The sequence below is a fragment of the Streptomyces sp. 71268 genome (assembly GCF_029392895.1).
Classification (GTDB): domain Bacteria; phylum Actinomycetota; class Actinomycetes; order Streptomycetales; family Streptomycetaceae; genus Streptomyces.
In genome coordinates this window covers 7,890,392-7,914,384 of the sequence record NZ_CP114200.1, presented here as the reverse complement: position 1 = coordinate 7,914,384, position 23,993 = coordinate 7,890,392, and the positions used below count along the sequence as shown (strand labels likewise).

The window sequence follows — 23,993 nt, the reverse complement described above, 5'->3', positions numbered from 1 at the left end:
CCTTGGGGATCGGGGCAGTCAGGGCAGGCAGGGGTCGCCGAGGTGTGCTGGGGACGTGCTGTGCGCGAGAGGCGACCGCCGGAACCCGTGACGGGCGGAGCGATGAGGCGGAGGCGCATGTGATCCGATCGGACATGCGCATGCCAATTGAGCGAGATGTTAAGGAACCGTGGAGGCACCGCCTAGGGCGAACTCAGGCCAATACTCGGGTTACCTCCGTGACCTGGCGTGACGCGCCCCCACCACGCCCCAGGCGCCACATGCCGCACCTCACGCCCCACGCCTCGGCACACGGGGTTCGCCAGGTGAGCCGATACGGGTGCGGTGAACGTGGCGGCCCCGCGCGCCGCGCGCGGCGAGTGTCACCCACGAGCCGGGCTACGACATGACATAACGTCAGATTCCTGTACACGCTTGGTCGTTACGCCAGTCCCACTCGGCGATCGTGGTGCGCATCAGTTGGGCCGCCGTCGACAGGTGACCGTCGGCGGCCCAGCACAGGGTGACGGTGCGGCGGCAGTCCGGGCTGTCGACGGGCACCCATACCAATGGCGTACGCGGGTTCTTGCGGCGGGCGAAGGAGGGGACCAGGCCGATGCCGAGGCCCGCGCCGATCAGGTCCGCGATGGCGCTGTGCTCGTCGCTCTCACAGCCGATCCTCGGGGCGAGGCCCTGGGTGGCGAAGAGCTGGTCGAGCAATCGACGCAGCCAGTGCCCCGCGCGGGCGGTGACGAAGGGGTACGCGGCGAGTTCGTGGAGGCTCACGGGCGCACGGCCCGCGAGCGGGTGGTCGGGTGGCACGGCCACCCCCACCACGTCCTCGAAGAGTCGCGCCGTCGCGACACCCTCGGCGCGGATCGGCTGCGAGGCGACACACAGATCGACGTCCCGGGCCCGCAGCCGGCGGGCCATGTCCTCGGCCGGCGACCACTGGAGTTCCAGCTCCACGGCGGGGTGGTCACGCTTGTAGGCCGCCAGCGGCCCGGTGAGGGTGAGGAAGGTCTCCGATGCCAGCCGCACGGTGCCCAGGCCCTCGCTGGTGGCCTGGGCGACGGCGAGCTGTCCGGCCCGCAGCTCGCCGAGGGCGCGTTCGACGTACGCGCGAAAGAGCCTGCCCGCGTCGTTGAGTCGCAGCCGGCCGCTCCGGTCGAACAGCGGGGTACCCAGTTCAGCTTCCAGGCGCGCGATGGTGCGGCTCAACGACGGCTGTGCCACGCGCAGTTCGTCGGCCGCCCGGCTGAGGTGCTCCAGTCGCGCCACCACCAGGAACTGCCTGAGCGCGTTCAGCTCCATCACGCCTCCGAGAAGATGACGCCATAGCGGTAGTGACCCTAGACAAGGCGACGCGGGAATCACGGCGGCGGGGTGTGTGCGCGGAGGTGGCCGCGGCGAGGGGCCACGGCGGGGCGGCATCGCGATCGTCGGCGCGGGCAGCTCGCCCAGGCGGCGAGAAGGGTCGAAGGATCTTCCGAGGGCGGCGGGAATGAGTCAGGGCGCTCGTACCGCCACCCGGGGCGGACGACGCGGGGCCTGACCACGGCAGGGCTCACGCACGGGGTGGTGACGGCGCGGTCGCGAGCGGTAGGGGCCCGCCGCTTGCCCCGGCCGTCACCAGGGTAGGTGCGGTATCACCCCGTGTGGGGTCTCACATGGTGGGTGGCCGGACCCAGGTACTAGTCAAGATGTTTATATGGGCGTCACACTTACTTTGCCCCGCGTGCGGCAATGGCGCCGAGCGCTCACCGATGGACCGGGCCCGAGCGAGTCACACTCCTGCCGGCACCGGTCACAGCCGCGCCAGAAAGGCATTCTGTGGCGACGCGATCCGACATGCAGAGCGTACTCGGCACCCTCCTGACCGAGATCGAGCAGCGCAACCCGGCCCAGCCCGAGTTCCACCAGGCCGTACACGAGGTCCTGGAGTCCCTGGCGCCGGTGCTCGCGGCCCACCCCCGGTACGCCGAAGCGGGACTCATCGAGCGGCTGTGTGAGCCGGAACGCCAGGTCATGTTCCGCGTGCCGTGGCAGGACGACCACGGACGGGTCCAGGTCAACCGGGGGTTCCGCGTCGAGTTCAACAGCGCGCTTGGCCCGTACAAGGGCGGCCTGCGCTTCCACTCGTCGGTCAACCTCGGGGTCATCAAGTTCCTCGGCTTCGAGCAGATCTTCAAGAACGCGCTGACCGGTCTCGGCATCGGGGGCGGCAAGGGCGGCAGCGACTTCGACCCGCACGGGCGCAGCGACGCCGAGGTCATGCGGTTCTGCCAGTCCTTCATGACGGAGCTGTACCGGCACATCGGCGAGCACACGGACGTGCCGGCCGGTGACATCGGCGTCGGCGGCCGGGAGATCGGCTACCTCTTCGGCCAGTACCGGCGCATCACCAACCGCTGGGAGGCCGGCGTGCTGACCGGCAAGGGACAGGGTTGGGGCGGCTCGCTGATCCGTCCGGAGGCGACCGGGTACGGCAACGTGCTGTTCGCCGGGGCGATGCTGCACGAGCGCGGCGAGGACCTCGAGGGCCAGACGGTGGTGGTCTCGGGCTCCGGCAACGTCGCGATCCACACCATCGAGAAGCTGCGCGCCCTCGGCGCGAACCCCGTGACCTGTTCGGACTCCTCCGGGTACGTCGTGGACGAGAAGGGCATCGACGTCGAGCTGCTCAAGCAGGTCAAGGAGGTCGAGCGCGGTCGCGTCGACACGTACGCCGAGCGGCGGGGCGCCTCCGCCCGCTTCGTGCCCGGTGGCAGCGTCTGGGACGTCCCCGCCGATGTCGCGCTCCCGTCGGCCACGCAGAACGAGCTGGACGAGAACGCCGCCGCCGCGCTGATCCGCAACGGCGTGAAGGCGGTCTCCGAGGGCGCGAACATGCCCACGACCCCCGCGGCCGTCCACCTGTTCCAGCAGGCCGGCGTGGCGTTCGGCCCCGGCAAGGCGGCCAACGCGGGCGGCGTCGCGGTCAGCGCGCTGGAGATGGCACAGAACCACGCCCGGACCTCGTGGTCGGCGCGGCGGGTCGAGGACGAGTTGACGCACATCATGAACGACATCCACGCCACGTGCCACGAAACCGCCGAGCGCTACGGCTCCCCCGGCGACTATGTGACGGGCGCCAACATCGCCGGCTTCGAGCGGGTAGCCGACGCGATGCTGGCGCAGGGCGTCATCTGACACCAGGTGCCCGGCGGACCCAGGCGCCTCGCGCCGACCGCCGGGCACGGTCGTCCGATCCGTGGCCCCGGGGCGCGTCAGCGCGCCGCGCGGGTCACGGAACGGTTGGCCTTGCGGATGGCGTCGAGCAGTCCGGCCTTCGTCATGCGCGACCGGCCCTCGACGCCCAGGCACCGCGCGACGCCGTAGAGGTGTTCCTTGGTGGCGCTCTCGTCGACGCCCTCACCGCTGCGTCCGCCCCGCTGCCGGGGCCGCGCCTGAAGGTGGCGGCGGCTTCCCCGTCGCGCCGCGCGGGTCGCCCGGGCGGCCGAAAGCGGCGCGCCTGCCCGTCCGGGCCGGCGCTGTCGCGGCATAGTCCTGGTGAGGTCCGGCCACACGGCGACCGGATATCGGTGCGCGCGGGGGCGTGCTCGCCGGTCCCACAGCGGCGGGTCGGCGGCACCGACCGTCCCCTGGTCGCCCCTCCCCCGCCCCGCCCGAGATCGGTGAAGGAAGTACGCCATGAACGATGAGAGCCCGAGGCGTCACGAGCGCCCGGTGCCGCGCGGGCGTTCCGGCGTGATCGGCCGCCGCTTCGCCCGATCCGGGACCGAGCCCGTCACCGCGCAGAGCGCGCTCGGGCTGCGGCGGGTCCTGTCGACCGTGTTCCTGCCGTTGTTCGGCGGGGCGGCCGTGGTCTTCGGGGTGTGGGCGGCGATGTCGGACGCCGACGACAACCCCGGACGCGGCCCGCTCGTCACCCTGGCCGCGGTGTGCGCGGCCCTCACCCTCTTCGCGGCGGCCGACCTGCTGGTCGTCACCCGCAGGCTCAGGCGCGAGCGCGACACCCGACCACCGGCCGAGTGAGCGTGCCGCGCGCCGAGTGAGCGTGCCGCGTGTCTTCGACCGCCGCGCACCGTCAGCGGTGGTAGAGCGCCACCAGGTTGCCGCTGGCGAGCTGCCGTGGGTCGACCGCCTGGTGCACCTGTTCGGCGCTGGGCGCGTCGGGCAGGACACACGGTTCCGCGAGCGCGTAGAGACGGAAGAAGTAGCGGTGCGCCTCGTCTCCGGGAGGCGGGTGTGGCCCGCCCCAGCCCCGTTCGCCGAAGCCGTTGACCAACTCCGTGCCGCCGGGTGGCGTCTGTCCCGCCTCGACGCCGTCGCTGCGGGGATCGATGCCGACCACGACCTGGTGCACGAACGTGCCCGAGGGCGCGTCGGGATCCTCACACAGTAGGACCAGCTCGGAAGCGTCGTCCGGGACACCGCGCCACGTCAGGGGCGGCGAGGTGTTCGCGCCTTCGAACGCGTACTGACGGGCCAGGAAGGCGTGGTCGTTGAACGCGTCGCTGATGAGTTCGATGCCAGCCATGGCCTCCGGGTTACCTCCGTCGCGTCCGGGCAAACGCGTCGATCACCCGAGCTTTCCCCGACAGGGTTGCTCGCCCCCACCGCGCGCACGTCGAGGCGGTCCGACGCCGCGGACACCTCCCGTACGGAAGCGCGGAACGCGGTGGGCGCGGTGCCCGACGAAGCGCCGCCCGCGCCACCGGCACACCGAGCCACCGGGCTACGGCACACCACACCGAGCCACCGGCACACCCGGCCACCAGCTTCATGGCACTCAGCCGGTATGCGCGATCTGCGAGTTGACCGCGCACCACTGGCCCTTCTCCATGTTCCCGGTCTTGTTGTCCGGTACGTCGAACGCGGCCACGGCACCCGGCTGGAAGACCAGGACCATGCTGGAGCCGCCATAGCTGAAACGCCCCAGCTCGTCTCCCTTGTTGACCTGCTGCCCGGGGGTGACCCCGATGGTGAGCGAGGAGATCTCGGTGATGCCGACGGGCATCACGCACACGACGCCGATGGGGTCGGCGCTCTGGATGAAGATCAGGGCCCGGGCGTTGACCGAGGCTTCGTAGATCTGTGACTGGGTTCCGGCGTCCGGGTCGAAACCCGCCGATTCGAGTTCGGTGAACGTCAGCCCCTCGACCACCCGGGCGCTGATGACCGTGCCGCTGACCGGGGCGCGCCAGCGGTGGTAGTCGCTGCCGGCGAGGAAGGACTGGTAGACGTCGCCTCCGACGAAGCCGGTCGTCAGGTCACTGCCGTCCAGCATGTCGTGGAGGGAGTAGCGCTGGCCCTTGATCCAGAACTCGTCGGTGCGCCGCACGTTTCCCTGAATCTTTACCACCCTGCCGTCGTTGGGGGCCACGATGATCCTGGGGTCCGCTCCGCCCGCGATCGGGCGCCTGTCGGGCTTGATCTCCCGGTGGAAGAAGTCGTTGAACGAGGCCAACCCGCCGTAGGGCAGCGTGAAGTCGATCTCGAAGTCGTCGAGCTTGAGTTCCTCCCGGGCGCTCTGCGACAGCCACTGGTCGGCGGTCAGCACGTCGCGGCTGGCGGGGCTGTCCAGATACGTACACCACTCCCGAAGGATTCCGACGAGCGCCTGGTTGAGGCCCCTGTCGCGGAAGATCGCCAGCCCGGCCGGCGTGTACATCATGTAGACGAACAGGGCGGACATCGGGAAGTGGATCTTGTCGGTGTAGCGCGGGGCCCAGGTGACGATGGTGTCGAGGTGGTCGAGCAGGTCGGGGATGTCGCGCACCCCGCCCTTCCAGCGGTCCCGAGCCTGTTCGATCATCAGGCTCACGTACATCCGCGTCACGGGGTCCCGGTCGATCAGCCTCGCCAGGCCGGCCACGGAGTCGTGCCGTACGAGGGCGTTCTGCGCCCGCTTGCGTTCGACTGCTCTGCCGATCTCGTCCAGCCAGGCGTGGACGACGGCCCTGTCCGCTGGCAGATACCCGGCGATCCGGCCGAACGAGTTCTGGTAGCTGGCCTCGATGGACCGCTCGGTGGGTTGGCCACCGCTGACGTGCGTCACTGGATTCCCTCCGCCCTGGATGGCGAACTGACCGCGGCTTGAGGGTCTGACGCAGCACCCGCGCTCGGAGGCGCACGATCTCGCTCCGTGAAACGCGGTTCCGCACGGGCCGGACGAGGCTCTGTCGAGACGACGTGAACCGGCCCACCCTCAAAGCATTATTTGTTCACGATCTATTCGATGTCCACTCGAACAGCCACAAACACACCACCTCCCGCGACGACGCGAGCTGTCACGCGTCGCCACCCCGAGCGCCACGCCGACGACGGGGACAACTGCGCCGCATTGATGATCGTTTTGCTTCAGCAACATTGCGGCAGCCACGCCAAGATTGCAGCCGCGTGGCGAAACGAGCCAAAAGATGGTGTGGGCATCTACTTCGGGCCAAGCTGACATCCGCCCCTCGTGGCACCACCCCACGCCCGTACGCCTCAGAAAGTCCCACCTCACATGCGTTCAACCTGTCCCTCAAGCGTCGTCCCGGCGCATCCCGCGCGTGTGGTGAGGGGGCGGTCCGCGTCATGCGCTACGTAGCGCGCAAGGCGGGCGGCTGGCTCCTGATGATTGCGATCGCGACCAACGCGACGTACTTCCTGGCCAGTTGGTTCCTGGACCCGCGATCGAACTACAAGGAGCTGCGGCCCGCCCGCAGCGAGGAACAGATCGCCCACTCCCTCGCCCCGTACAACCTCGACCCCGGGGTGCCGCTCGTGCAGCGGTGGTGGAACTGGCTCACCTCGGTGATCCTCGACTTCGACTGGGGCAGGTCACCCACCGGCGTGTCCGTCGGCGACGAGGTGGGCTACCGCGCCCTGGTCAGTGCCGAGTTGGTCGTCACGGCGACCGTTCTGTCCGTCGTCATCGGTGTCGCGCTCGCCGTCTACACCGCCGCGCGCCAGTACGGGGTGGCCGACCGCGTGACCCAGGCCATCTCCATCGCGGTGTTCAACATCCCGACGTCTGTCGCCGCGCTCGCGGTGGTCTACGTCGCCATCTGGCTCAACCAGCACGCGGGGTGGGACTTCCTCTACGTCGCCGGGGAGAACTCACCCAATGTCGAGGGGCTGCTCCCCACGATCGGCGACCGCCTCCTGCACCTGATCCTGCCGACCCTGACCCTGACCCTGATCGGTTACGTGGGTTACCACCTGACGCAGCGCTCGCTGCTGCTCGACACGATCAACGCCGACTTCGTGCGCACGGCCCAGGCCACCGGACTCACCCGGGGCCAGGCTGTCCGTCGGCACGCCCTGCGGGCCGCGCTGATTCCGACGGCGGCCTCCGTGGCGTTCAGCGTGCCCGCCATCTTCACCGGCGCCATCATCACCGAGACGATCTTCGGCTGGAACGGCATGGGGCGCTACTTCATCCAGACCATCAGCAAGAACGACGTGCACGGCACGGTCGCGGTGGCCGCGTTCGCCGCGGTGCTCACCGCGATCGGCGCGATCCTCGCGGACATCGCCACGGTCTTCCTCGACCCGAGAGTGCGGGTGAACTGACATGGCGACAGCAACCGACGCCACCGCCGCCCGGGCGCCAGGCGACCTCGGCCGCGGCCGGCTCTACCTGCGACGCTTCCTGCGCAACCGGCTCGCGGTCGCCGGAGTCGTGATCTTCGTACTGCTGGTGCTGTTCAGCCTTATAGGCGGCCTGCTCACCCCGTACGCACACACCGACGCCGACTTCGCCGCGCTCACCCAACCGCCGAGCGACGTGCACTGGTTCGGCACCAACCAGGGTGGCAACGATGTCTACGCCAGTGCGGTGCACGGGCTACAGCGCTCGTTGGTGATCGCCGTGAGCGTGTCCGTCCTCACGGTCCTGGTCGCCGCGGTCATCGGTTCGAGCGCCGCGTACTTCGGCGGCCGGGTGGAGCGGCTGACGCTGGCCGTCATCCACTTCCTGCTGATCGTCCCCTCGTTCCTCATCCTCGCCCTGGTCTCCAACCGGGTGGCCGGCGACTGGCGCGTCCTGATCATCGTGCTGACCGTGTTCGGCTGGATGTCCACCGCCAGGATCGTGTGGTCCGTCTCGACCTCGCTGCGCGAACGGGACTACGTGACGGCCGCGGAGTTCATGGGCGTCCGCCCGCTACGCATCATCCTGCGCCACATCATCCCCAACCTCGGCTCCCTGCTCATCGTCAACCTGACGCTCGGCGTCGTCGCGACCGTACTGAGCGAGACCGCGCTCTCGTTCCTCGGGTTCGGCGTCCAGACCCCGGACGTGTCCCTGGGCACGATGCTCGCCGACGGGGCGACCACCGTCACCAGCGCCCCCTGGCTCTTCGCCTTTCCGGCGGGCCTGGTCGTCCTGCTCACCGTCTCGATGACGTTCATCGGCGACGGGTTGCGCGACGCCCTGGACCCCACCTCAGTGACCGGCGCGACGGGAGGCCGACGATGACCCTCACCACTGCCCTACGGGACGACCCGGCCACCCCCGCCGGCGCCACCCCCGTGCTCTCCGTACGGGACCTGCGGGTCTCCTTTCCCTCCGAGGCGGGCCCGGTCGAAGCGGTGCGCGGCGTCAGCTTCGACCTGCTGCCGGGCCGGACCCTCGGCATCGTCGGCGAGTCCGGCTCGGGCAAGTCGGCCACCGCGATGGGTGTGATGGGCCTGCTGCCGCCCACCGCAGACCTACGCGGCCAGGTCCTGCTCGACGGGCGGAACCTGATCGGTCTCGACGACCGGGCGCTGTCGCGGGTCCGGGGCGCGTCCATCGGCATGGTCTTCCAGGACCCGCTGTCCGCGCTCACCCCCATCTTCTCCGTGGGCAGGTTGCTGTCCGACGCGCTCCGCGTCCACCAGGACCTGTCCAGGAAGGCGGCCTGGGAGCAGGCCGTCGAACTGCTCGACCTCGTCGGCATCCCCGACCCGCGCAACCGCGCCGCGGCCTTCCCGCACGAGTTCTCCGGCGGCATGCGCCAGCGCGTGGTCATCGCCCTGGCGATCGCCAACCGGCCCAGCGTGCTGGTGGCCGACGAGCCCACCACCGCGCTCGACGTCACCGTGCAGGCCCAGATCCTGGACGTCCTGCGGCTGGCGCAGCGGGAGACCGGCGCCGGGCTCGTCCTGATCACCCACGACCTCGGGGTCGTGGCCGGCCACGCGGACGACGTCGCCGTGATGTACGCGGGCCGCTTCGTGGAGAAGACGGACGTGCGCGCGCTGTTCCGGCGCCCGACGATGCCCTACACCGCCCGGCTCCTGGCCGCGGTGCCGACCGTGGACGGCGGGGTCCGGCGCCCCCTGGTACCGATCGGCGGCGAGCCACCCGCCCTGTCCGGCCTGCCGACCGGCTGCCCCTTCGCGAGCCGGTGCGCCGTCGCGCTCGACGCGTGCCGCTCCGATGAGCCGGAGCTACGCCAGATCGCCGGGCACGGGGATGTGGCCTGCCTGCGCGCGGCCGAGATCGCCGACGGCACGCTGGACCCGGCCGGGGAGGCCGCGCCCGGGGACGTGCTTCCCGGGGGCGAGGAGACGGGCACGCGGCAGCCCGCGAGCGGCGATGTGGTGCTCCGCGTCGAGGACCTCGTCAAGACGTTTCCCGTCACCAAGGGCGCGTTCGTCAAGCGTCGGGTCGGGACGCTGCACGCGGTCAACGGGGTCAGCTTCGAGCTGCGGACGGGCGAGACGCTGGGCCTGGTGGGCGAGTCCGGCAGCGGCAAGACGACGACGCTGATGGAGATCCTGCGGCTCAGGCGGCTCGAGGGTGGCCGGATCGAGATCGCGGGTCGGGAGATCGGGGCCACGGCCGGCGGGGACGCCGGTGCCAGGGGCGGCACCGCCGGCGGCCCGGCCGGTCCCGGCCAGGGTGGGCGTACCCTGCGACACGACGTGCAGATGGTCATGCAGGACCCGCTGGGCGCCCTGGACCCGCGCCTGCCCGTCTACCAACTGCTCGCCGAGCCCCTGCGCGCCATCGGCCGTGACCGGGCCGCGATCCGCTCCCGCGTCCACGAACTGCTGACGCTCGTGGGGCTGGACTCCTCGGTGAGCGACCGCTTCCCCGCCGCGCTCTCCGGCGGGCAGCGCCAACGCGTCGGCATCGCCCGCGCCCTGGCCACGGGCCCCAGGCTGCTCGCCCTCGACGAACCGCTCTCCGCCCTGGACGTGTCGGTCCAGGCCGGGGTGATCAACCTGCTTGCCCGGCTCAAGCGTGAACTGGGGCTCGCCTACCTGATGGTGGCCCACGACCTGGCCGTGGTCCGCTACCTCTGCGACCGCGTCGCGGTGATGTACCTGGGGCACGTCGTGGAGAGCGGCGACACGGAGTCCCTCTTCTCCCACCCGAAGCACCCCTACACCCGAGCCCTGCTGTCGGCGATCCCGGTACCCGACCCGGAACGCGAACGCGCCCGCGAGCGCATCGTCCTGCACGGCGAGCAGCCGAGCGCCACGAACCTGCCGCCCGGCTGTGTGTTCGTCGACCGCTGCCCGCTGTACCGCCTGGCCGACCCGGCCGTCCGGGAGCGCTGCCGCACGGAGCGCCCCGCGCTCAGGCCGGCGCCGGGGCAGCCGGGCCACGCGTACGCCTGCCACGCCGCGTGACCGGGTCCCAGGCCCCCTGCCACACGCCACCGACGACCGACTCCCACCCTCACCCCCTACCACCCACACAAGGACGCTCTCCCATGCGCGCACGACTGGCCCTGCCCATCGCCCTCATCGCAGCCATCTCCGTCACCGCCACCGCGTGCCAGTCATCCTCCGGTTCCGGCGCCGGCGGCTCGGACGGGAAGGACACCCCGTCCACCGCGTCGGGAGCCGCCGACTACAACCCGACGCCGTACGACAAGGTGAGGGACGGCGGGACCTACACGACGGTGGGGACCTTCGACGAGCAGGGCAACCCCTTCAACGTCAACGGCACGCTCACGGCGTCCCGGGTGTGGGCCTGGTACAACGCGAACGCGATCACCTACTCCCCCACCGGCGAGGTGCGGTACAACCCCGACTACTTCAGCGACGTGAAGGTGTCTGTCGAGGGAGGCAGGCAGAAGGTCGTCCTGACCATCAACGAGAAGGCCACCTTCAACGACGGCACACCGATCGACTGGACCGCGATCAGGGCCACGTGGCAGGCCAACAACGGCTCCGACAAGGACTTCGCGGCCTCCACCACCGACGGCTACGACCAGATCACCGACGTCGCGCGCGGCGAGGACGACAAGCAGGCCGTCATCACCTTCAAGGGCGTCTACCCCTTCTGGTCGACGCTGTTCTCCACGTTCCTGCACCCGAAGGCGGCGACGGTCGACAACTTCAACCGGGCGTACGTGAAGAAGGCACACCCCGAGTGGGGCGCGGGCCCGTACACCGTCGGCAAGTGGGACACCCACTCGGGCAACATCACCTTCGTCCGCAACCCCAAGTGGTGGGGCAAGAGAGGCAAGCTCGACAAGCGCGTCTACGTGAACCTGGAGTCGACCGCGGGGATCAACGCCTTCAAGAACGGTCAGCTCGACTACGTCTCCGCGGTCGACGCCGAGAGCCTGAAGCAGGTGAAGGGGCTGGACGGCACCGAGATCCGCCGCGGTGGCAGCCCGTTCGAGTACTCGCTCCACTTCAACACCAGGTCGCCGATCCTGGCGGACAAGGCGGTACGCAAGGCGATCCAGGAGAGCATCGACCGCACCCAGATCGCGAAGATCCAGTTCCAGGGCCTGGACTACAAGGAGCCGCTGCCCGGCTCGGCCGTACTCTACAGCTTCCAGAAGGGGTACCAGGACAACGTCTCAGCCGTCCTGAAGTACGGCCCCGACCAGGCGAAGAAGGAACTCGACGCGGCGGGCTGGAAGCCGGGGAGCGACGGCGTCCGCGAGAAGGACGGCAAGAAGCTGGAGATCGGGTACACCCTCCTGGGCGACGGCCCACTGGACAAGGCCACCGCCGGCGCGTTGACCGCGATGCTGAAGCCTATCGGCGTACGCCTCACCATCGAGAAGGCCGACGACGCGGACTTCGCCAACATCCTCAACGAGCGCAAGTTCGACCTGATCCTCTCGGGCAACCGCTCCATGGACCCCTTCGGAACCCGCTACCTGTGCGACACCTACTGCTCGCACCGTGACTCCAACCTCACGGGCGCCGGGTCGCCGGCGCTGGACAAGGAGATCCGCGCCACGGCGAACATCGCCGACCTGGACAAGCAGACGGCGGAGGTCAACCGGGTCGAGCGGAAGGCGCTCCAGGAGTACGCCCAACTCCCGCTGTTCAGCGGCCCGTCCACGTACAGCGTAAAGAAGGGCCTGGCCAACGTGGGCGCGACCATCTTCCACAACCCGCTTCCGGAGACGGTGGGTTGGGAGAAGTATCCCCCGGGGCCTGCCGCCCCTCGGTGACGACTGGCGTGCCGTAACCCCCACGAGTGTCGGGTGACAGGTGCCGGGTATCGGGTGTCGGCGGAGGGTTGGAGGGGTCGGCAGGCCCGGTGGGCCCGCACGGTGTCGACGGCGGCGACGTCGACACCGTGCGGGCCGTTGGCCGCCAGCAGCACGCTCCACCGCGGGGGCCCGCCCTCCCCCTCGGCGCTGCCGGCCGCGTTCCTACGGTCGGGGCGAGGTCGTGGTCAGGAAGTCCAGGACCAGGGGGCTGGCGTGGGTACGGGCTTCCTCGAAGTAGGCGTGGCGGGTGCCGGGTATCAGGTGGAGTCGGGCGCCGGGGATGCGGTCGGCGAGCAGGGGCGCGTTGGCGGTGGGGTTGAGCAGGTCGTCGGTTCCGTGGAGGACCAGGGTGGGTGCGCTGATGCCGGGGAGCAGGTCCCAGGCGTCGTGGCGGTTGCTGGCCGTGAGGTGGTGGCGCCGGGAACGGGCGGGCATGCGGGGGTCGCCGAGGGTGTGGTGCGGGCCGGGATGGTCGGCGAGCCAACCGGGCGTGTACATGAAATTCAGCAGGGCTTGTCGCGCGGCTGCGGGGTGTGGCTGGGCCAGTGCCTGCCGGACGTCGTTGCCGCGTTCCACGCTGTGCGGGCCGCCGGGTGAGGTGCAGCCCAGGACCAGGGCGCGGACTCGGTGCGGATGGCGGGCGGCGAGTTGCTGGGCGACACGCCCGCCCATGGACGTGCCGTAGACGTCGGCCCGCTCAATGCCGAGATCGTCGAGGACGGCGATGACGTCCTGGGCGAACAGTTCGGTGCTGTGAGGCGTGTCGGGCTTGTCACTGTCGCCGGTGCCCCGGTAGTCGAGCGTCAGGGTGGAGCGGGCGGGGTGGAAGTCAGCGCGCACCGCCTCCCACCAGAGGTGGCTGTTGGCCTGACCAGCCAGCAGCACGAGTGGCGGCCCCTCACCTTCGAGTTGGTAGGCGATGCGGGCCCCGTCGGGTGCCGTCGCGTACGTCATCGGCCTGGCCTCCTCAACTCCGGTGCGGGCGGGGCGCAGCGCTCCGCGCGGGCCGCGCGTCGCGGGGGCCACGGGCGCGGGGGAGGCTGGCCACGGCTCATCCGCGGAAGCGTACCGAGGGTTGGTGCTCCCGCACGGTGCCGAAACCTCCCCGCTGCGCGACCTCTACCGCGCGCGGGACGCGGCCGTACCGCGCCGGGCGTGATCTCCCGGTGCGGTATTCGGGTCGCTCGGTCCCCGGTCGGCGACGACGATCAGGCTCGGGAGGCGTCCTCGTACGGCGTGCCGTCCCAGTCGCCGTAGCTGGTGGCCGTGGCGAAGCCGGCTTCGCGGCACAGGGCGGTGAACTCCTGGGGAGAGTAGATCCGCATGTCGTAGGGGGTCATCGGATGTTGGGTCCCGTCGCTGTCCACGATCATCCACTCGCCGAACTCCCTGCCGGTGCGCGGGTCGAGTCGGCGGCGCGAGACCAGGGTGCGGCCACTGGTCAGACGGCGCCGCTCACGTCGAGGAAACCGGGGTTGATGTCGAGGCCGACCACGTCCATCCCGTGGCGGGCGAGTGCGACGCTGTGGCGGCCGTAGCCGCACGGGCAGTCCAACACCCCTGCCCCCTCGGCCAGTTCGCACAGCCGGATGACGCCGTCCACCTCGGCCGCCGTCCGCTCGTCCAGTCCGGCTTCGTCCCCGAAGAACGTACGCAGCGAGTCGTCGGCCTCCCGGTACAGGTCCCCGAAGAACCCACCCTCCGGTTCCCACCACGACTTGCCGGGCTGCGCCGCGTCCGCGATCGGTTCCGTCCCGTTCCACTCCTTGAGCACACGCGCCCCGGAAGGACGCACCGACCATCACCCACATGACAGTAGGTGGCTGTTTTGTCATGGTATGGAGTGGTGGGCGGATCGACGTGGTGCCGAGGGTTGCCCGGGTGTGTCCGGGTGCGTCCGGGAGGCCGCCTCATCCCGTACGCGGGGCAGGGGACCCGGGGGCGGGTTGCGCCGTGCGGGTGAGCGCCGGGTCCGATACGGAGGAGGGGGCGGACAACTCGGGCGGGGCCTTGGTGCGTGCGACCAGGTCGTCGACCACGGCGCGCGGGGAGCCCTCTCGGGCGAACGCGGCACGCTGCCGCTCCGCGCCGCCGCCCTCGCGGGCCAGACCTCCCAGCACACCGGCGACCCAGCACCACTCCCCCCGGGCCTCCATGCCGGGTCGCACCAGGTTCAGCAGTCGCCGGGCCATGTGCGCGGCGGGTACCGGTCTGCCGCTGTGCTGGTCGACACCCTGCCCCGACCAGCCGTCGCGCGCGCTGCGCCAGTACGCCGCGCGCAGCCAGGCTTCCTCGACCGCCGGTCCCGGGTCTCCCAGCTCCACCCGCTCCAGGGCCTCCATCACCAACGCCCGCACCAGCAGCGCGAACGCCACCGTCTCCGCCAGGCCGGCGTTGACGTCCATCGCCCGGACCTCCACGGTGCTCAGGCGGTCGCACGGTCGGACGTCCCAGAAAAGGTTGTGTTCGTCGAGCGCGGCGCCGGTGTCGAGAAGGCGCGCGACGAGACGGTCGTGATCGGCGGCGTCACGGAAGAAGGGAGGCGGGCCCGCGATCGGCCACTGCGCCAGGGCGACGGCCCGCCAGCTCGCGTACCCGCTGTCGCGCCCGGCCCGGAAGGGTGAGTTCGCCGCGATCGCCACCAGCGTCGGCAGCCAGGGCCGCAGGTGATTGCCCACCAGCACCGCGGCCTCGCGCCCGGGCACCGCCACATGCGTCTGCAGGGCGGAGAACGCGAACGATTCCTGTAGGCCCCGATACGCCCGGACGCCGGCGTCGTACCGCGGGTCCGCCCGCACCGGCACCGGGTCCGCGGCCCCCAGGACCGGCGTTCCCGAGGCCATGACGCACAGGCCCTCGGCCCCCGCGGCCGCCGACAGGGCCGCGCGCACGCGGGCGACCTGCGACAGGAGACCGGCCCCGTCCGAGCAGGGAGGCGTCTTGCCCTCGACCTGGTACTCGCTGAACTCGCCGGAGACCAACTCACCCACCGCCGCGCCCGCTCCGGCCAGTACGCGTGAGCCAGCCTCGCGCACACACCCGTCGTCCGGGTCGACGAGGAAGAACTCCTCCTCGACGCCCAGCGTCGGGACCGGTCCACTCCTGGCCGACATGCGCACCCCGTGCTCCACCGAGTCCAAGGCGGTGGGACGCACCACCCGGCGCCCAGCATGCCTCGCGCGCGGACGAGGACCGACCCGACACGCCCACCTCACACCGCCCCCACCCGGGCTGGAGTCCCACGGCCTCCCCCTCGCACACCGTGGACAGACCCGTCACGCGAGGCATCGTCGTCTCCCCCACCCGCCCTCTTCTGCGTCCGCGGGCAAGGGGCAGTGCGCTGCCTGACAACCGGCGACGCGCCATGCGGCATAGCGTGACCGAGTCCGCTTCGCACCCATCACTCGTAAGCGAGGAAGCAACACATGCCGTACATCACCGTGGGCCAGGAGAACTCCACCACCATCGACCTCTACTACGAGGACCACGGAACCGGGCAGCCGGTCGTCCTCATCCACGGGTTCCCGCTCGACGGCCACTCCTGGGAGCGGCAGAGCGCCGTGCTGCTCGACGCCGGCTACCGCGTGATCACGTACGACCGCCGCGGTTTCGGGCAGTCCAGCCAGCCGACGACCGGATACGACTACGACACCTTCGCGGCCGACCTGAACACCGTGATGGAGACCCTCGACCTGACCGACGCCGTCCTCGTCGGCTTCTCGATGGGCACCGGCGAGGTCGCCCGATACGTGGCCCGCTACGGTTCCACCAGGGTGGCCAAGGTCGCCTTCCTGGCCTCGCTGGAGCCCTGCCTGCTCAAGAGCGACGACAACCCGGACGGGGTGGCCCCCAAGGAGTTCTTCGACGGTGTCGTCGCGGCCGTCAAGGCGGACCGCTACGCCTACTACACCAACTTCTACAAGGACTTCTACAACCTCGACGAGAACCTCGGCACCCGCATCAGCGAAGAGGCCGTCCGTAACAGCTGGAACGTCGCGGCGGGCGGCGGCTTCTACGCGGCGGCCGCCGCGCCGGCGACCTGGTACACCGACTTCCGCGCCGACATCCCGGCCATCGACGTGCCCGCCCTGATCCTGCACGGCACGGGCGACCGCATCCTGCCCGTCGAGGGCACCGCGCGGCCGTTCCGCAAGGCGCTCCCGTCCGCCGACTACGTGGAGATCGAGGGCGCCCCGCACGGCCTGCTGTGGACCCACGCGGAGGAGGTCAACGCGGCGCTCCTCACCTTCCTGGGGAAGTGACCGAACGGGAGCCGGGTCGCCTTCGAGGGCGACCCGGCTCCCGCGCGTTCGCGGCTGTTCAGCCCCGTCCATCGCGCACCCCGGGCCGGATAGCAAGCGGGAATGAAACGACGGGGAATTACCTCATGCGCTCTCCAACAAGGCGCGCGCGTCGTCCGATCCAGGGTATGTCACAGGGAACACCCACGAGAGGCCAACGAACGGGGCGCGAATGAGCAAGCCTTTTCCCGTTCCGCTGACGAGATCACGATCAGCCACGGGGTAGTGGCGCACCCCAGCATTACCGCCATCAGACTCGGTGCGAGGCGTCGTCACTGAGACCAGGTAGGGCACTGACGGACAAGTCCCGCTGCGCGCACAGGCACGGTGGTCGCCCCCCTGATGCCTACATTTCTGAAAACCCCTTATCGCTGAATAAAGAGGTCCTCATGCAGTTCGGAATATTCTCGGTCGGGGACGTGACCCCCGACCCGACCAACGGCCGTACCCCGTCAGAGAGCGAACGCATCAAGGCGACGGTCGCCATCGCGTTGAAGGCGGAGGAGGTCGGCCTGGACGTCTTCGCGACCGGCGAGCACCACAACCCGCCGTTCGTGCCCTCGTCCCCGACCACCATGCTTGGGTACATCGCCGCCCGCACCGAGAAGCTGATCCTCTCCACCGCGACGACCCTGATCACCACCAACGATCCGGTGAAGATCGCCGAGGACTACGCGATGCTCCAGCACCTAGCCGACGGCCGGGTCGACCTGATGATGGGCCGCGGCAACACCGGCCCCGTCTACCCCTGGTTCGGGCAGGACATCCGGCAGGGCATCAACCTCGCCAAGGAGAACTACGCGCTGCTGCGCCGGCTGTGGCGGGAAGACGTCGTCGACGGGGAGGGCACATTCCGTACCCCCCTGCAAGGGTTCACGTCCACGCCCCGGCCGCTCGACGGCGTGCCGCCGTTCGTGTGGCACGGCTCCATCCGCTCACCGGAGATCGCCGAGCAGGCGGCCTTCTACGGTGACGGCTTCTTCCACAACAACATCTTCTGGCCCGCCGACCACACCAGGCGGATGGTCCAGCTCTACCGGCGACGGTACGCCTTCCACGGCCACGGCCTGCCCAACGAGGCCGTCGTGGGTCTCGGCGGCCAGGCGTTCATACGGAAGAACTCGCAGGACGCCGTACGGGAGTTCCGCCCCTACTTCGACAACGCGCCCGTCTACGGACACGGGCCGTCGCTGGAGGAGTTCACCGAGCAGACCCCGCTCACCGTGGGTTCGCCGCAGCAGGTCATCGAGCGGACGCTGTCGTTCCGCGAGACCGTCGGCGACTACCAGCGGCAGTTGTTCCTGATGGACCACGCGGGGTTGCCCCTGAAGACCGTCTTGGAACAGCTCGACATCCTCGGTGAGGAGGTGGTGCCCGTGCTGCGTGAGGAGTTCGCGGCCGCCCGCCCGGCCGGCGTGCCGGACGCTCCCACCCACGCGTCGCTGCGGGCCGTCCAGGAGGTGTCCGCCGCATGAGAATCGTCGCCGTTTCCGGGGGGCTGAGCAACCCTTCTTCCACCCGTCTCCTCGCCGACCGTCTCACCGAGTCCGCCCGCGACGCTCTCGTTGCCTCAGGTCACGAGGTGGAGACGGAGGTCATCGAGTTGCGGGGCCTGGCCGTCGCCGTCGCCAACAACCTCGTGACCGGCTTCCCCCCGCCCCAACTGGCCACCGCCATCGACGCGGTGACGGGCGCTGACGGGCTGATCGCGGTGACCCCCGTGTTCACCGCCTCCTACAGCGGGCTGTTCAAGTCCTTCTTCGACCTGATCGACCCGGACGCCCTGGCCGGCAAGCCGGTCCTCATCGCGGCCACCGGCGGCACGGCCCGCCACTCGCTGGTCCTCGAACACGCGCTGCGCCCGCTTTTCGCGTACCTGCGCACCACGGTCGCCCCCACCACGGTGTTCGCGGCGTCCGAGGACTGGGGCACCGGCGGCGACGAGTACACCACCGGTCTGCCCTCCCGCATCCGGCGGGCGGCCGGCGAGCTGGCCGCCCTGGTGGCCGCGCGACCGGCCCAGGAGACGCCGCGGGACGACATCACCGCCCTCGAACGGCAGCTTTCCGACCTGCGCTTCGACTGAGCCGGACCGGGCCGTGCGCGCCCCACGGCCCGGTTCGACCGAGCCGGACCGGGCCGTGGGGCGCGCACATCCGTTGGCCCCGCCGCGCCACCAGCCTGACGACGCGGAGCCCTCACTCAGCCGGGCGCCGCTCGTCGGACAGGCCGTGCAGTTGCCAATCGCGGGGAGACACACCGTAAGCGGCACGGAAGACACGACTGAAGTGGCTGGGGCTCACGAAACCCCAGCGTCGGGCGACGGCCGCCACCCCGGGTCCCTGGGCCGGGGAGCGAAGAAGGTCCCGACGGCACCGCTCTAGGCGCTGCATCCTGACCCACTCCCCGGCGGTGGTCCCCTCCGACTGGAACAACTTGTGCAGGTAGCGCACCGAGATGAAGTGGGCGGCGGCGATCGCGGTGGGTGACAGGTCCGGGTTGGAGAGGTTGCGCAGGATGTGGTCCTTCACCCGCACCATCATGGCCGCCGCGGTATCGGGCGTCTGGGGCCTGTAGCGGCCGCTGCGCTCGTCGATGAGCAGTGCCAGCAGGTCGAGCCCGGTGGCGACAGCCTGACGGCCCACGCAGTCGTCGAACCCCGCTGCTTCGCGCGCCATGGACGAGAAGTAGGTCGCCACCAGTGCGGCACTTCCGTCGCTACCCGAGAACGCTCTCGCGGTCAGCGTCCGCAGGTCCTCGTCCCGCACGCGGAGCTCCTTGCGCGGGAACTGAAAGGAGGTGAAGCAGAACTCGCCCCGCACCTTCTTCCTGAACACCCGGGACGAATCAGAAACGGAGAAGTCCCCCGGCTGTATCAGGCACTGTCTCCCGTCCTGCTCCTTGACGGCGCTGCCCCTGCGCTGAACGGTGAGGATGACGAATTCTTTTCCGTCCCGGGCGATCAGGCGCTTGCTGCGCGTCACCTCCTGGGGCCCGGCCTGGACGTGCGACACCTGCGTGGCACCCCACTGGTAGGTGACGATGCTTCCCGGCGACGGGTCCTCCTCCAGAGTTTTGACGTCGAGCGGTATGAACGTCCGGGACACCGCTTCATGCCAGCGCTCCATGCGGTCGGCCGCGGACAGCGACGCGGTGGAAAGGACGGTGGACATCTGACTCCCTTGACATCCTGATCAACAGGCGGTTCGGCACCGGTCACCCGACGGCCTGGTGACCGAGACCCGGTGTGCTTCCAGAACACCGTGCCAGCCGGCTCGGGCCGGCACATCGCGTGAATCCGCTAGATCAGGGACGCCGGACGAAGTGGCCCCCGCCTGAGGGCTCCGCCGCGTGGGACCCCAGCGGTGCGCCGACGGCGACGTAACGCCGTCGTTGGTCAGGGCTCCGCGCGGAGGTGTGTGGTCACCTCTTTCCCCCCGCTCACAAGGGCTGCCGCGACGGGTAGCCGTCGCCGCGGCCCGTGCTCTGTTCGGCGGCTTCCCGGATCATCGCGACCACGGCGTCGGGCCGCGACAGGGCGACGGCGTGTGAGCCGTCCAGCACGTGTTCGGTGGCCGCCATGCGTTGTGCCATGAAGCGCTGAGCGGTGGGGCTGAGCATCCGGTCGGCGGTCGCGATGGCGTACCAGGACGGTTTGGAGGCCCATGCCGGCGGGCCGGATCTGCTGGTCAGCGCGCGGTGGGCGATCGGGCGCTGGGCCACGGACATCACGTTCCGCACGTGGAGCGGCAGATCGGCGGCGTACACCTGGGGGAACCGCCCCTCGCTGATGTGGAGCTCGCTGTCCGGGCCGCCGGGAAGGTGGGCCGGGAAGTCGACGGCGCACGTCGCGTCGGCCGCCGGCGTGGGCGGAAACCGGCTCGTGATGTCCAGGACGCACTCGCCGATGTCGAGGCCGAACGCCGCGACATAGCACAGCGCCACGACGTTGTCGGCGTCGGTGGCGGCGTGCGTGATGACCGCGCCGCCGTAGCCGTGGCCCACCAGCACGACAGGGGCATCGATATCGCGCACCACGTTCCTGAGGGAGGCGGCGTCATGGGCGAGGTCGCGCAGCGGGTTCGCCGGGGCGCGCACGGTGGAACCCGTGGCGTGCAGGAGGCTGATGACCCCCGCCCAGGACGAGGCATCGGTGAACGCCCCGTGCACGAGCACGATGGTGGGCGGTGGGGAGATCGATGGCATGGCGGTGCCCTCCTAGTGGGTTCGCCGACCCAGCCAAGTGGGTCCGGGCGCGGAGAGGCATCGCGTGAACGTACCAATCACTCACCGGTTCGCTCGGTGTCGGGCAGGGCCGTGACCAGGTTGGCGAGCTGGACCCGGGAGTTCACCCCCAGCTTGCGGAAGGCGGAGGTCAGGTGCGTGTTGACGGTGTGTGGGGAGACGAAGAGCAGATCGGCGGCCGACCGGTTGGTGTGGCCGTCGGCGACCAAACGCGCGACCTTCTGCTCCGAGGCCGTGAGGGCGCCCCATCCCTGGACGGGGCGCTGCCTGGCCACCACCCGGCCGCCGCCGGCCCCCGCACCATCCAGGTCGCGCTGCAGGCGGGCCGCCACGGCGTGGGCGCCTGACTCGGCGAACACGGCACGGGCCCGCGTCAGGGCGGCCACCGCCTGGGGTCTGTGCCCCGCCGCCAGGAGTGCCTGTCCGAGGTCGGCGTCGGCGGCGGCCCGGACCAGCGGGCGCGGGCTCGCCGCGAGCAGTGCCACCGATTCCTCCAGCAGGGCGAGATCGTTTGTGACGAGCCCGAGGGCCTGCGCCGCGATGCCCGTGGCGGTCGGCACGGTGGGGTTGCGCGCGGCGTGTGTCCGCGCCTGTGAGGCCAGGTCCTCGGCGAGTTCGTGGTCCGCTCCGCGCAGGGCCATGCGTATCGCGGTGTCGACCCAGTCGCGCAACAGCCGCCAGCGCATGAGGACACCTTGCTGCTGCACCTGTCGGATCTTGTCGACGGCGAGTTCGGTGTCCCCGTCGGCCTCGGCGTGGACGGCCTCCAGGAAGCGCACCGCGGCCGTGTTGCCCGGGTTCGGTTTGGCCGCCAGCCTTCTCCGCGCCGCGACCAGGTGCTCCCGGGCCGCGTCCCGGTCGCCGCGCAGCAGGGCGATCCGGGAGCGGATCACGCGGGCGTTCACCTGCTGGACGGGGACGTGTACGTCGTCCTCCAGGCGCTCCATGGTGGCGAAGCCGGCGTCGGCGTCGTCGAGCCGGCCCAGCCCCAGATCGTGCTGGCCCTGTGCCCAGAGCAACATCGCCTGACGCGTCTTACCGGCGTTGTCCGCCGCCCGCAGGAGCAGCCGGTCGCCGGAGGCGAAGTCGTCCATGTGCAGGTGCGCGACGATCTCTTCGGGCAGGAAAGCGGGTTCGATGGTGCTGAGCCTGGCGAAGTGCTCCAGCGCGACGGCGTTCTCCCCCGCGTTCTGCGCGATCTCACCGAGCCCGGACAGGGCCAGGACGTGTGCCTCCCGGTCACCGATCGCGGTGGCGGCCCGCAGTGCGGTCTCGCCGGCCTCACGCGCCGCGACGAGGTCATGTCCCCGGGACAGGGCCAGCGCCCGCAGGGCGGCCAGCCTCGCCGCCGCCTCCGGGGCCGCGCCTTCGACGGCGAGGGCCGATTCGGTCCGGCGGCGCAGCTCCTCGGCGAGGTCCATGTTCCACAGCGCCCCGCCGAGGGCGGCCTGCAACCGGCTGAAGACGTCCAGCGGCGGTCGGCAGGCCAGCAGCCGATCGCCGGTCGACAGCGCTTCCCGACTCCTGCCGGCCTGGGTCAGGTAGCGGATCGCCTGCTCACCCACCTCGAACCGCAGCGGCGAGGCGGGCGGCACCAGTTCCAGGGCACGCGTCATCAGGTCGGCCGCCAGCCCCGGCGTGACCGGCAGCACGTCCTCGGCTGCTCGCCGCAGCAGCGCCACGCATTCCACGTCTCCGACCTCGGCGCCCCTGAGGATGTGCGGCACCGCGTCGATCGGCCGGCCGCCCGCGGCCACGAGGTGGCTGGCGGCCTCCCGGTGCAGGACCTTCCGGGCTGAGGGTGTGATGTCGACGTAGACGGCCTGGCGCAGCAGGTCATGGCGGAAGACGAGGTCGTCACCGTCGTCGTCCAGAAGCCCGGCACACATCGCCTCCTCCAGCGCCGGGATCAACGTGGCGGGCGGCTGGCCGCACAACGCGGCGGCGTCGTGGAGGCTGAACCTGCGCCCGAGCACGGCTCCCATCCGCAGGAAGCGCAGGGTGTCGGGTCGCAGGGATCTGAGCCTGCCGCGCACGCCCACCACGAGCGTGGAGGGTACGAGATCGCCCGACGTCTCGGCGGCCCCCAGTCCCGCGAGCATCTCGACCGCGAGGAAGGGGTTCCCGCCGGCCCCGTCGAGCAGGTCCCGTACCCGCTCGTCGACGGCTGCCCCCAGGGTGTCATCGGTCAGTTGACGGATGGCCGCGCCGGACAGCGGTCCCAGGGGCACGGTGACCGTCGCCAGCGCTTCGGCCGCGGCCGCGAGGATGTCCTCCGCCGGGCCGGCGGGGTCCGGTCGTCCAGCCAGCAGCCACAGCACCGGCGAGGTCCGCAGTCGTGCCGGGAGCTGTCTCAGGGCGAACCGGCTGAGCGGGTCGGCCCACTGCACGTCGTCCAGACCGATCAGGACCGGCGCGCCGCATGCTCTGGCTTCGATCGCCTCCGCGAGCCGCTCCACCAGCCAGATCCGCTGGTCCTGGTTCCGCGTGAGATCGGCGAAGGCGTCGCCGGAGAGCAGCGGCTGTTCGCCGTGCAGGAGGGAGGCCGCCAACGAGGAGAGGGGCACGATGTGGTGCAGTTCGTCGGCCTTGCCGAGGCCGACGGAGAATCCCGCCGCCCTGGCCGTGGTGACGGCCTCGGCGAGCAGCGTGGTCTTGCCGATGCCCGGCTCCCCCTGGATCAGGGCCAACGCGCCGCTCCCGGTGCGGGGCACCTCGGTGATCAGGGTGCGCAGTTCCGCGAGTTCGGCCTCTCGGCCACGCAGGCCGCTACGGGTCAGCGATTCGCCCGACCCCACCACTCATGCACCTTTCCAACCCGCACCGTCCGTCGGAGCCGGGCCCACCCCGTGTCGCCGGATGACCGCACCCGTCGGTAGCGGTCCTCCTCCCCCGAAGCGGCGGCCCCGCCGGTGGGCGGTCGGACGCGCGCATCACACGGGTCCGGCCGCCCGCGAGGGTGGCGTGGCACACGAGCCAGTCACCCCGCGCGTTCGCGGGCGACCACCAGACG

The 23,993-nt window shown here is 70.8% G+C and carries 19 protein-coding genes and 1 pseudogene; 9 read left to right on the top strand and 11 right to left on the bottom strand.

The window, feature by feature from the left end:
- Nucleotides 1–396: 396 nt before the first annotated feature.
- Nucleotides 397–1,293, bottom strand: a complete 897-nt coding sequence (locus OYE22_RS31505) for a LysR family transcriptional regulator (protein ID WP_277324410.1) — start codon at nucleotides 1,291–1,293, stop codon at nucleotides 397–399.
- Between the two features lie 519 nt (nucleotides 1,294–1,812).
- On the opposite strand from OYE22_RS31505, the gene gdhA reads away from it, so the two are divergent.
- Complete coding sequence (gdhA, locus tag OYE22_RS31500) at nucleotides 1,813–3,171, top strand: NADP-specific glutamate dehydrogenase (RefSeq protein ID WP_277323597.1); 1,359 nt, start codon at nucleotides 1,813–1,815, stop codon at nucleotides 3,169–3,171.
- Nucleotides 3,172–3,248: 77 nt separating this feature from the next.
- Here gdhA and OYE22_RS31495 read toward each other — a convergent pair.
- A pseudogene (locus OYE22_RS31495) lies at nucleotides 3,249–3,428 on the bottom strand (cation transport regulator ChaB); the annotation flags it as partial.
- 244 nt (nucleotides 3,429–3,672) lie between these two features.
- Here OYE22_RS31495 and OYE22_RS31490 point away from each other — a divergent pair.
- The gene (locus OYE22_RS31490) at nucleotides 3,673–4,017 is read left to right on the top strand and encodes a DUF6343 family protein (RefSeq protein WP_277323596.1); all 345 of its coding nucleotides are present in this window, start codon (nucleotides 3,673–3,675) and stop codon (nucleotides 4,015–4,017) included.
- A gap of 52 nt (nucleotides 4,018–4,069) precedes the next feature.
- Here the strand turns inward: OYE22_RS31490 and OYE22_RS31485 are convergent, their stop codons facing one another.
- Both OYE22_RS31485 and OYE22_RS31480 read right to left on the bottom strand, forming a co-directional pair.
- Nucleotides 4,070–4,522 (bottom strand): YbhB/YbcL family Raf kinase inhibitor-like protein, encoded by a 453-nt coding sequence (locus OYE22_RS31485; protein WP_277323595.1) that lies wholly within the window; start codon nucleotides 4,520–4,522, stop codon nucleotides 4,070–4,072.
- 252 nt (nucleotides 4,523–4,774) lie between these two features.
- The gene (locus OYE22_RS31480; RefSeq protein WP_277323594.1) at nucleotides 4,775–6,043 is read right to left on the bottom strand and encodes a phosphatidylserine decarboxylase family protein; all 1,269 of its coding nucleotides are present in this window, start codon (nucleotides 6,041–6,043) and stop codon (nucleotides 4,775–4,777) included.
- Between the two features lie 521 nt (nucleotides 6,044–6,564).
- Here OYE22_RS31480 and OYE22_RS31475 point away from each other — a divergent pair.
- The 4 genes from OYE22_RS31475 to OYE22_RS31460 all read left to right on the top strand — a co-directional run bounded on the left by OYE22_RS31475 (nucleotide 6,565) and on the right by OYE22_RS31460 (nucleotide 12,392).
- Nucleotides 6,565–7,545 (top strand): ABC transporter permease, encoded by a 981-nt coding sequence (locus OYE22_RS31475; protein WP_277323593.1) that lies wholly within the window; start codon nucleotides 6,565–6,567, stop codon nucleotides 7,543–7,545.
- Nucleotide 7,546: 1 nt separating this feature from the next.
- Nucleotides 7,547–8,452 (top strand): ABC transporter permease, encoded by a 906-nt coding sequence (locus tag OYE22_RS31470; protein ID WP_277323592.1) that lies wholly within the window; start codon nucleotides 7,547–7,549, stop codon nucleotides 8,450–8,452.
- On the top strand, nucleotides 8,449–10,599 hold the full coding sequence (locus OYE22_RS31465; RefSeq protein ID WP_277323591.1) for an ABC transporter ATP-binding protein: 2,151 nt from the start codon (nucleotides 8,449–8,451) through the stop codon (nucleotides 10,597–10,599). Before OYE22_RS31470 ends, OYE22_RS31465 begins: the two co-directional genes overlap by 4 nt.
- Before the next feature lie 83 nt (nucleotides 10,600–10,682).
- Complete coding sequence (locus OYE22_RS31460; protein WP_277323590.1) at nucleotides 10,683–12,392, top strand: ABC transporter family substrate-binding protein; 1,710 nt, start codon at nucleotides 10,683–10,685, stop codon at nucleotides 12,390–12,392.
- Nucleotides 12,393–12,596: 204 nt separating this feature from the next.
- Here the strand turns inward: OYE22_RS31460 and OYE22_RS31455 are convergent, their stop codons facing one another.
- The 4 genes from OYE22_RS31455 to OYE22_RS31440 all read right to left on the bottom strand — a co-directional run bounded on the left by OYE22_RS31455 (nucleotide 12,597) and on the right by OYE22_RS31440 (nucleotide 15,592).
- Nucleotides 12,597–13,388, bottom strand: a complete 792-nt coding sequence (locus OYE22_RS31455) for an alpha/beta fold hydrolase (protein WP_277323589.1) — start codon at nucleotides 13,386–13,388, stop codon at nucleotides 12,597–12,599.
- A 254-nt stretch (nucleotides 13,389–13,642) separates the two neighbouring features.
- On the bottom strand, nucleotides 13,643–13,807 hold the full coding sequence (locus OYE22_RS31450; protein WP_277323588.1) for a hypothetical protein: 165 nt from the start codon (nucleotides 13,805–13,807) through the stop codon (nucleotides 13,643–13,645).
- Nucleotides 13,808–13,875: 68 nt separating this feature from the next.
- On the bottom strand, nucleotides 13,876–14,229 hold the full coding sequence (locus tag OYE22_RS31445; protein WP_277323587.1) for a class I SAM-dependent methyltransferase: 354 nt from the start codon (nucleotides 14,227–14,229) through the stop codon (nucleotides 13,876–13,878).
- 115 nt (nucleotides 14,230–14,344) lie between these two features.
- A complete protein-coding gene (locus tag OYE22_RS31440; RefSeq protein WP_277323586.1) occupies nucleotides 14,345–15,592 on the bottom strand; it encodes a glutamate--cysteine ligase in 1,248 nt (415 codons plus the stop codon).
- Between the two features lie 267 nt (nucleotides 15,593–15,859).
- Between OYE22_RS31440 and OYE22_RS31435 the strand changes: the two genes are divergently transcribed.
- From OYE22_RS31435 to OYE22_RS31425, 3 genes are all read left to right on the top strand, one after another.
- Nucleotides 15,860–16,696, top strand: a complete 837-nt coding sequence (locus tag OYE22_RS31435; protein WP_277323585.1) for an alpha/beta hydrolase — start codon at nucleotides 15,860–15,862, stop codon at nucleotides 16,694–16,696.
- 428 nt (nucleotides 16,697–17,124) lie between these two features.
- On the top strand, nucleotides 17,125–18,210 hold the full coding sequence (locus OYE22_RS31430; RefSeq protein WP_277323584.1) for an LLM class flavin-dependent oxidoreductase: 1,086 nt from the start codon (nucleotides 17,125–17,127) through the stop codon (nucleotides 18,208–18,210).
- On the top strand, nucleotides 18,207–18,821 hold the full coding sequence (locus OYE22_RS31425) for an FMN reductase (protein WP_277323583.1): 615 nt from the start codon (nucleotides 18,207–18,209) through the stop codon (nucleotides 18,819–18,821). The genes OYE22_RS31430 and OYE22_RS31425 overlap by 4 nt, the downstream gene beginning before the upstream one ends.
- 112 nt (nucleotides 18,822–18,933) lie before the next feature.
- Here OYE22_RS31425 and OYE22_RS31420 read toward each other — a convergent pair whose 3' ends face one another.
- The 3 genes from OYE22_RS31420 to OYE22_RS31410 form a co-directional block, all read right to left on the bottom strand.
- Nucleotides 18,934–19,908, bottom strand: coding sequence for a helix-turn-helix domain-containing protein (locus tag OYE22_RS31420; protein ID WP_277323582.1), 975 nt, complete (start codon nucleotides 19,906–19,908; stop codon nucleotides 18,934–18,936).
- 268 nt (nucleotides 19,909–20,176) lie between these two features.
- A complete protein-coding gene (locus OYE22_RS31415) occupies nucleotides 20,177–20,941 on the bottom strand; it encodes an alpha/beta hydrolase (RefSeq protein ID WP_277323581.1) in 765 nt (254 codons plus the stop codon).
- Between the two features lie 77 nt (nucleotides 20,942–21,018).
- A complete protein-coding gene (locus tag OYE22_RS31410) occupies nucleotides 21,019–23,778 on the bottom strand; it encodes a LuxR family transcriptional regulator (RefSeq protein ID WP_277323580.1) in 2,760 nt (919 codons plus the stop codon).
- Nucleotides 23,779–23,993: the final 215 nt, after the last annotated feature.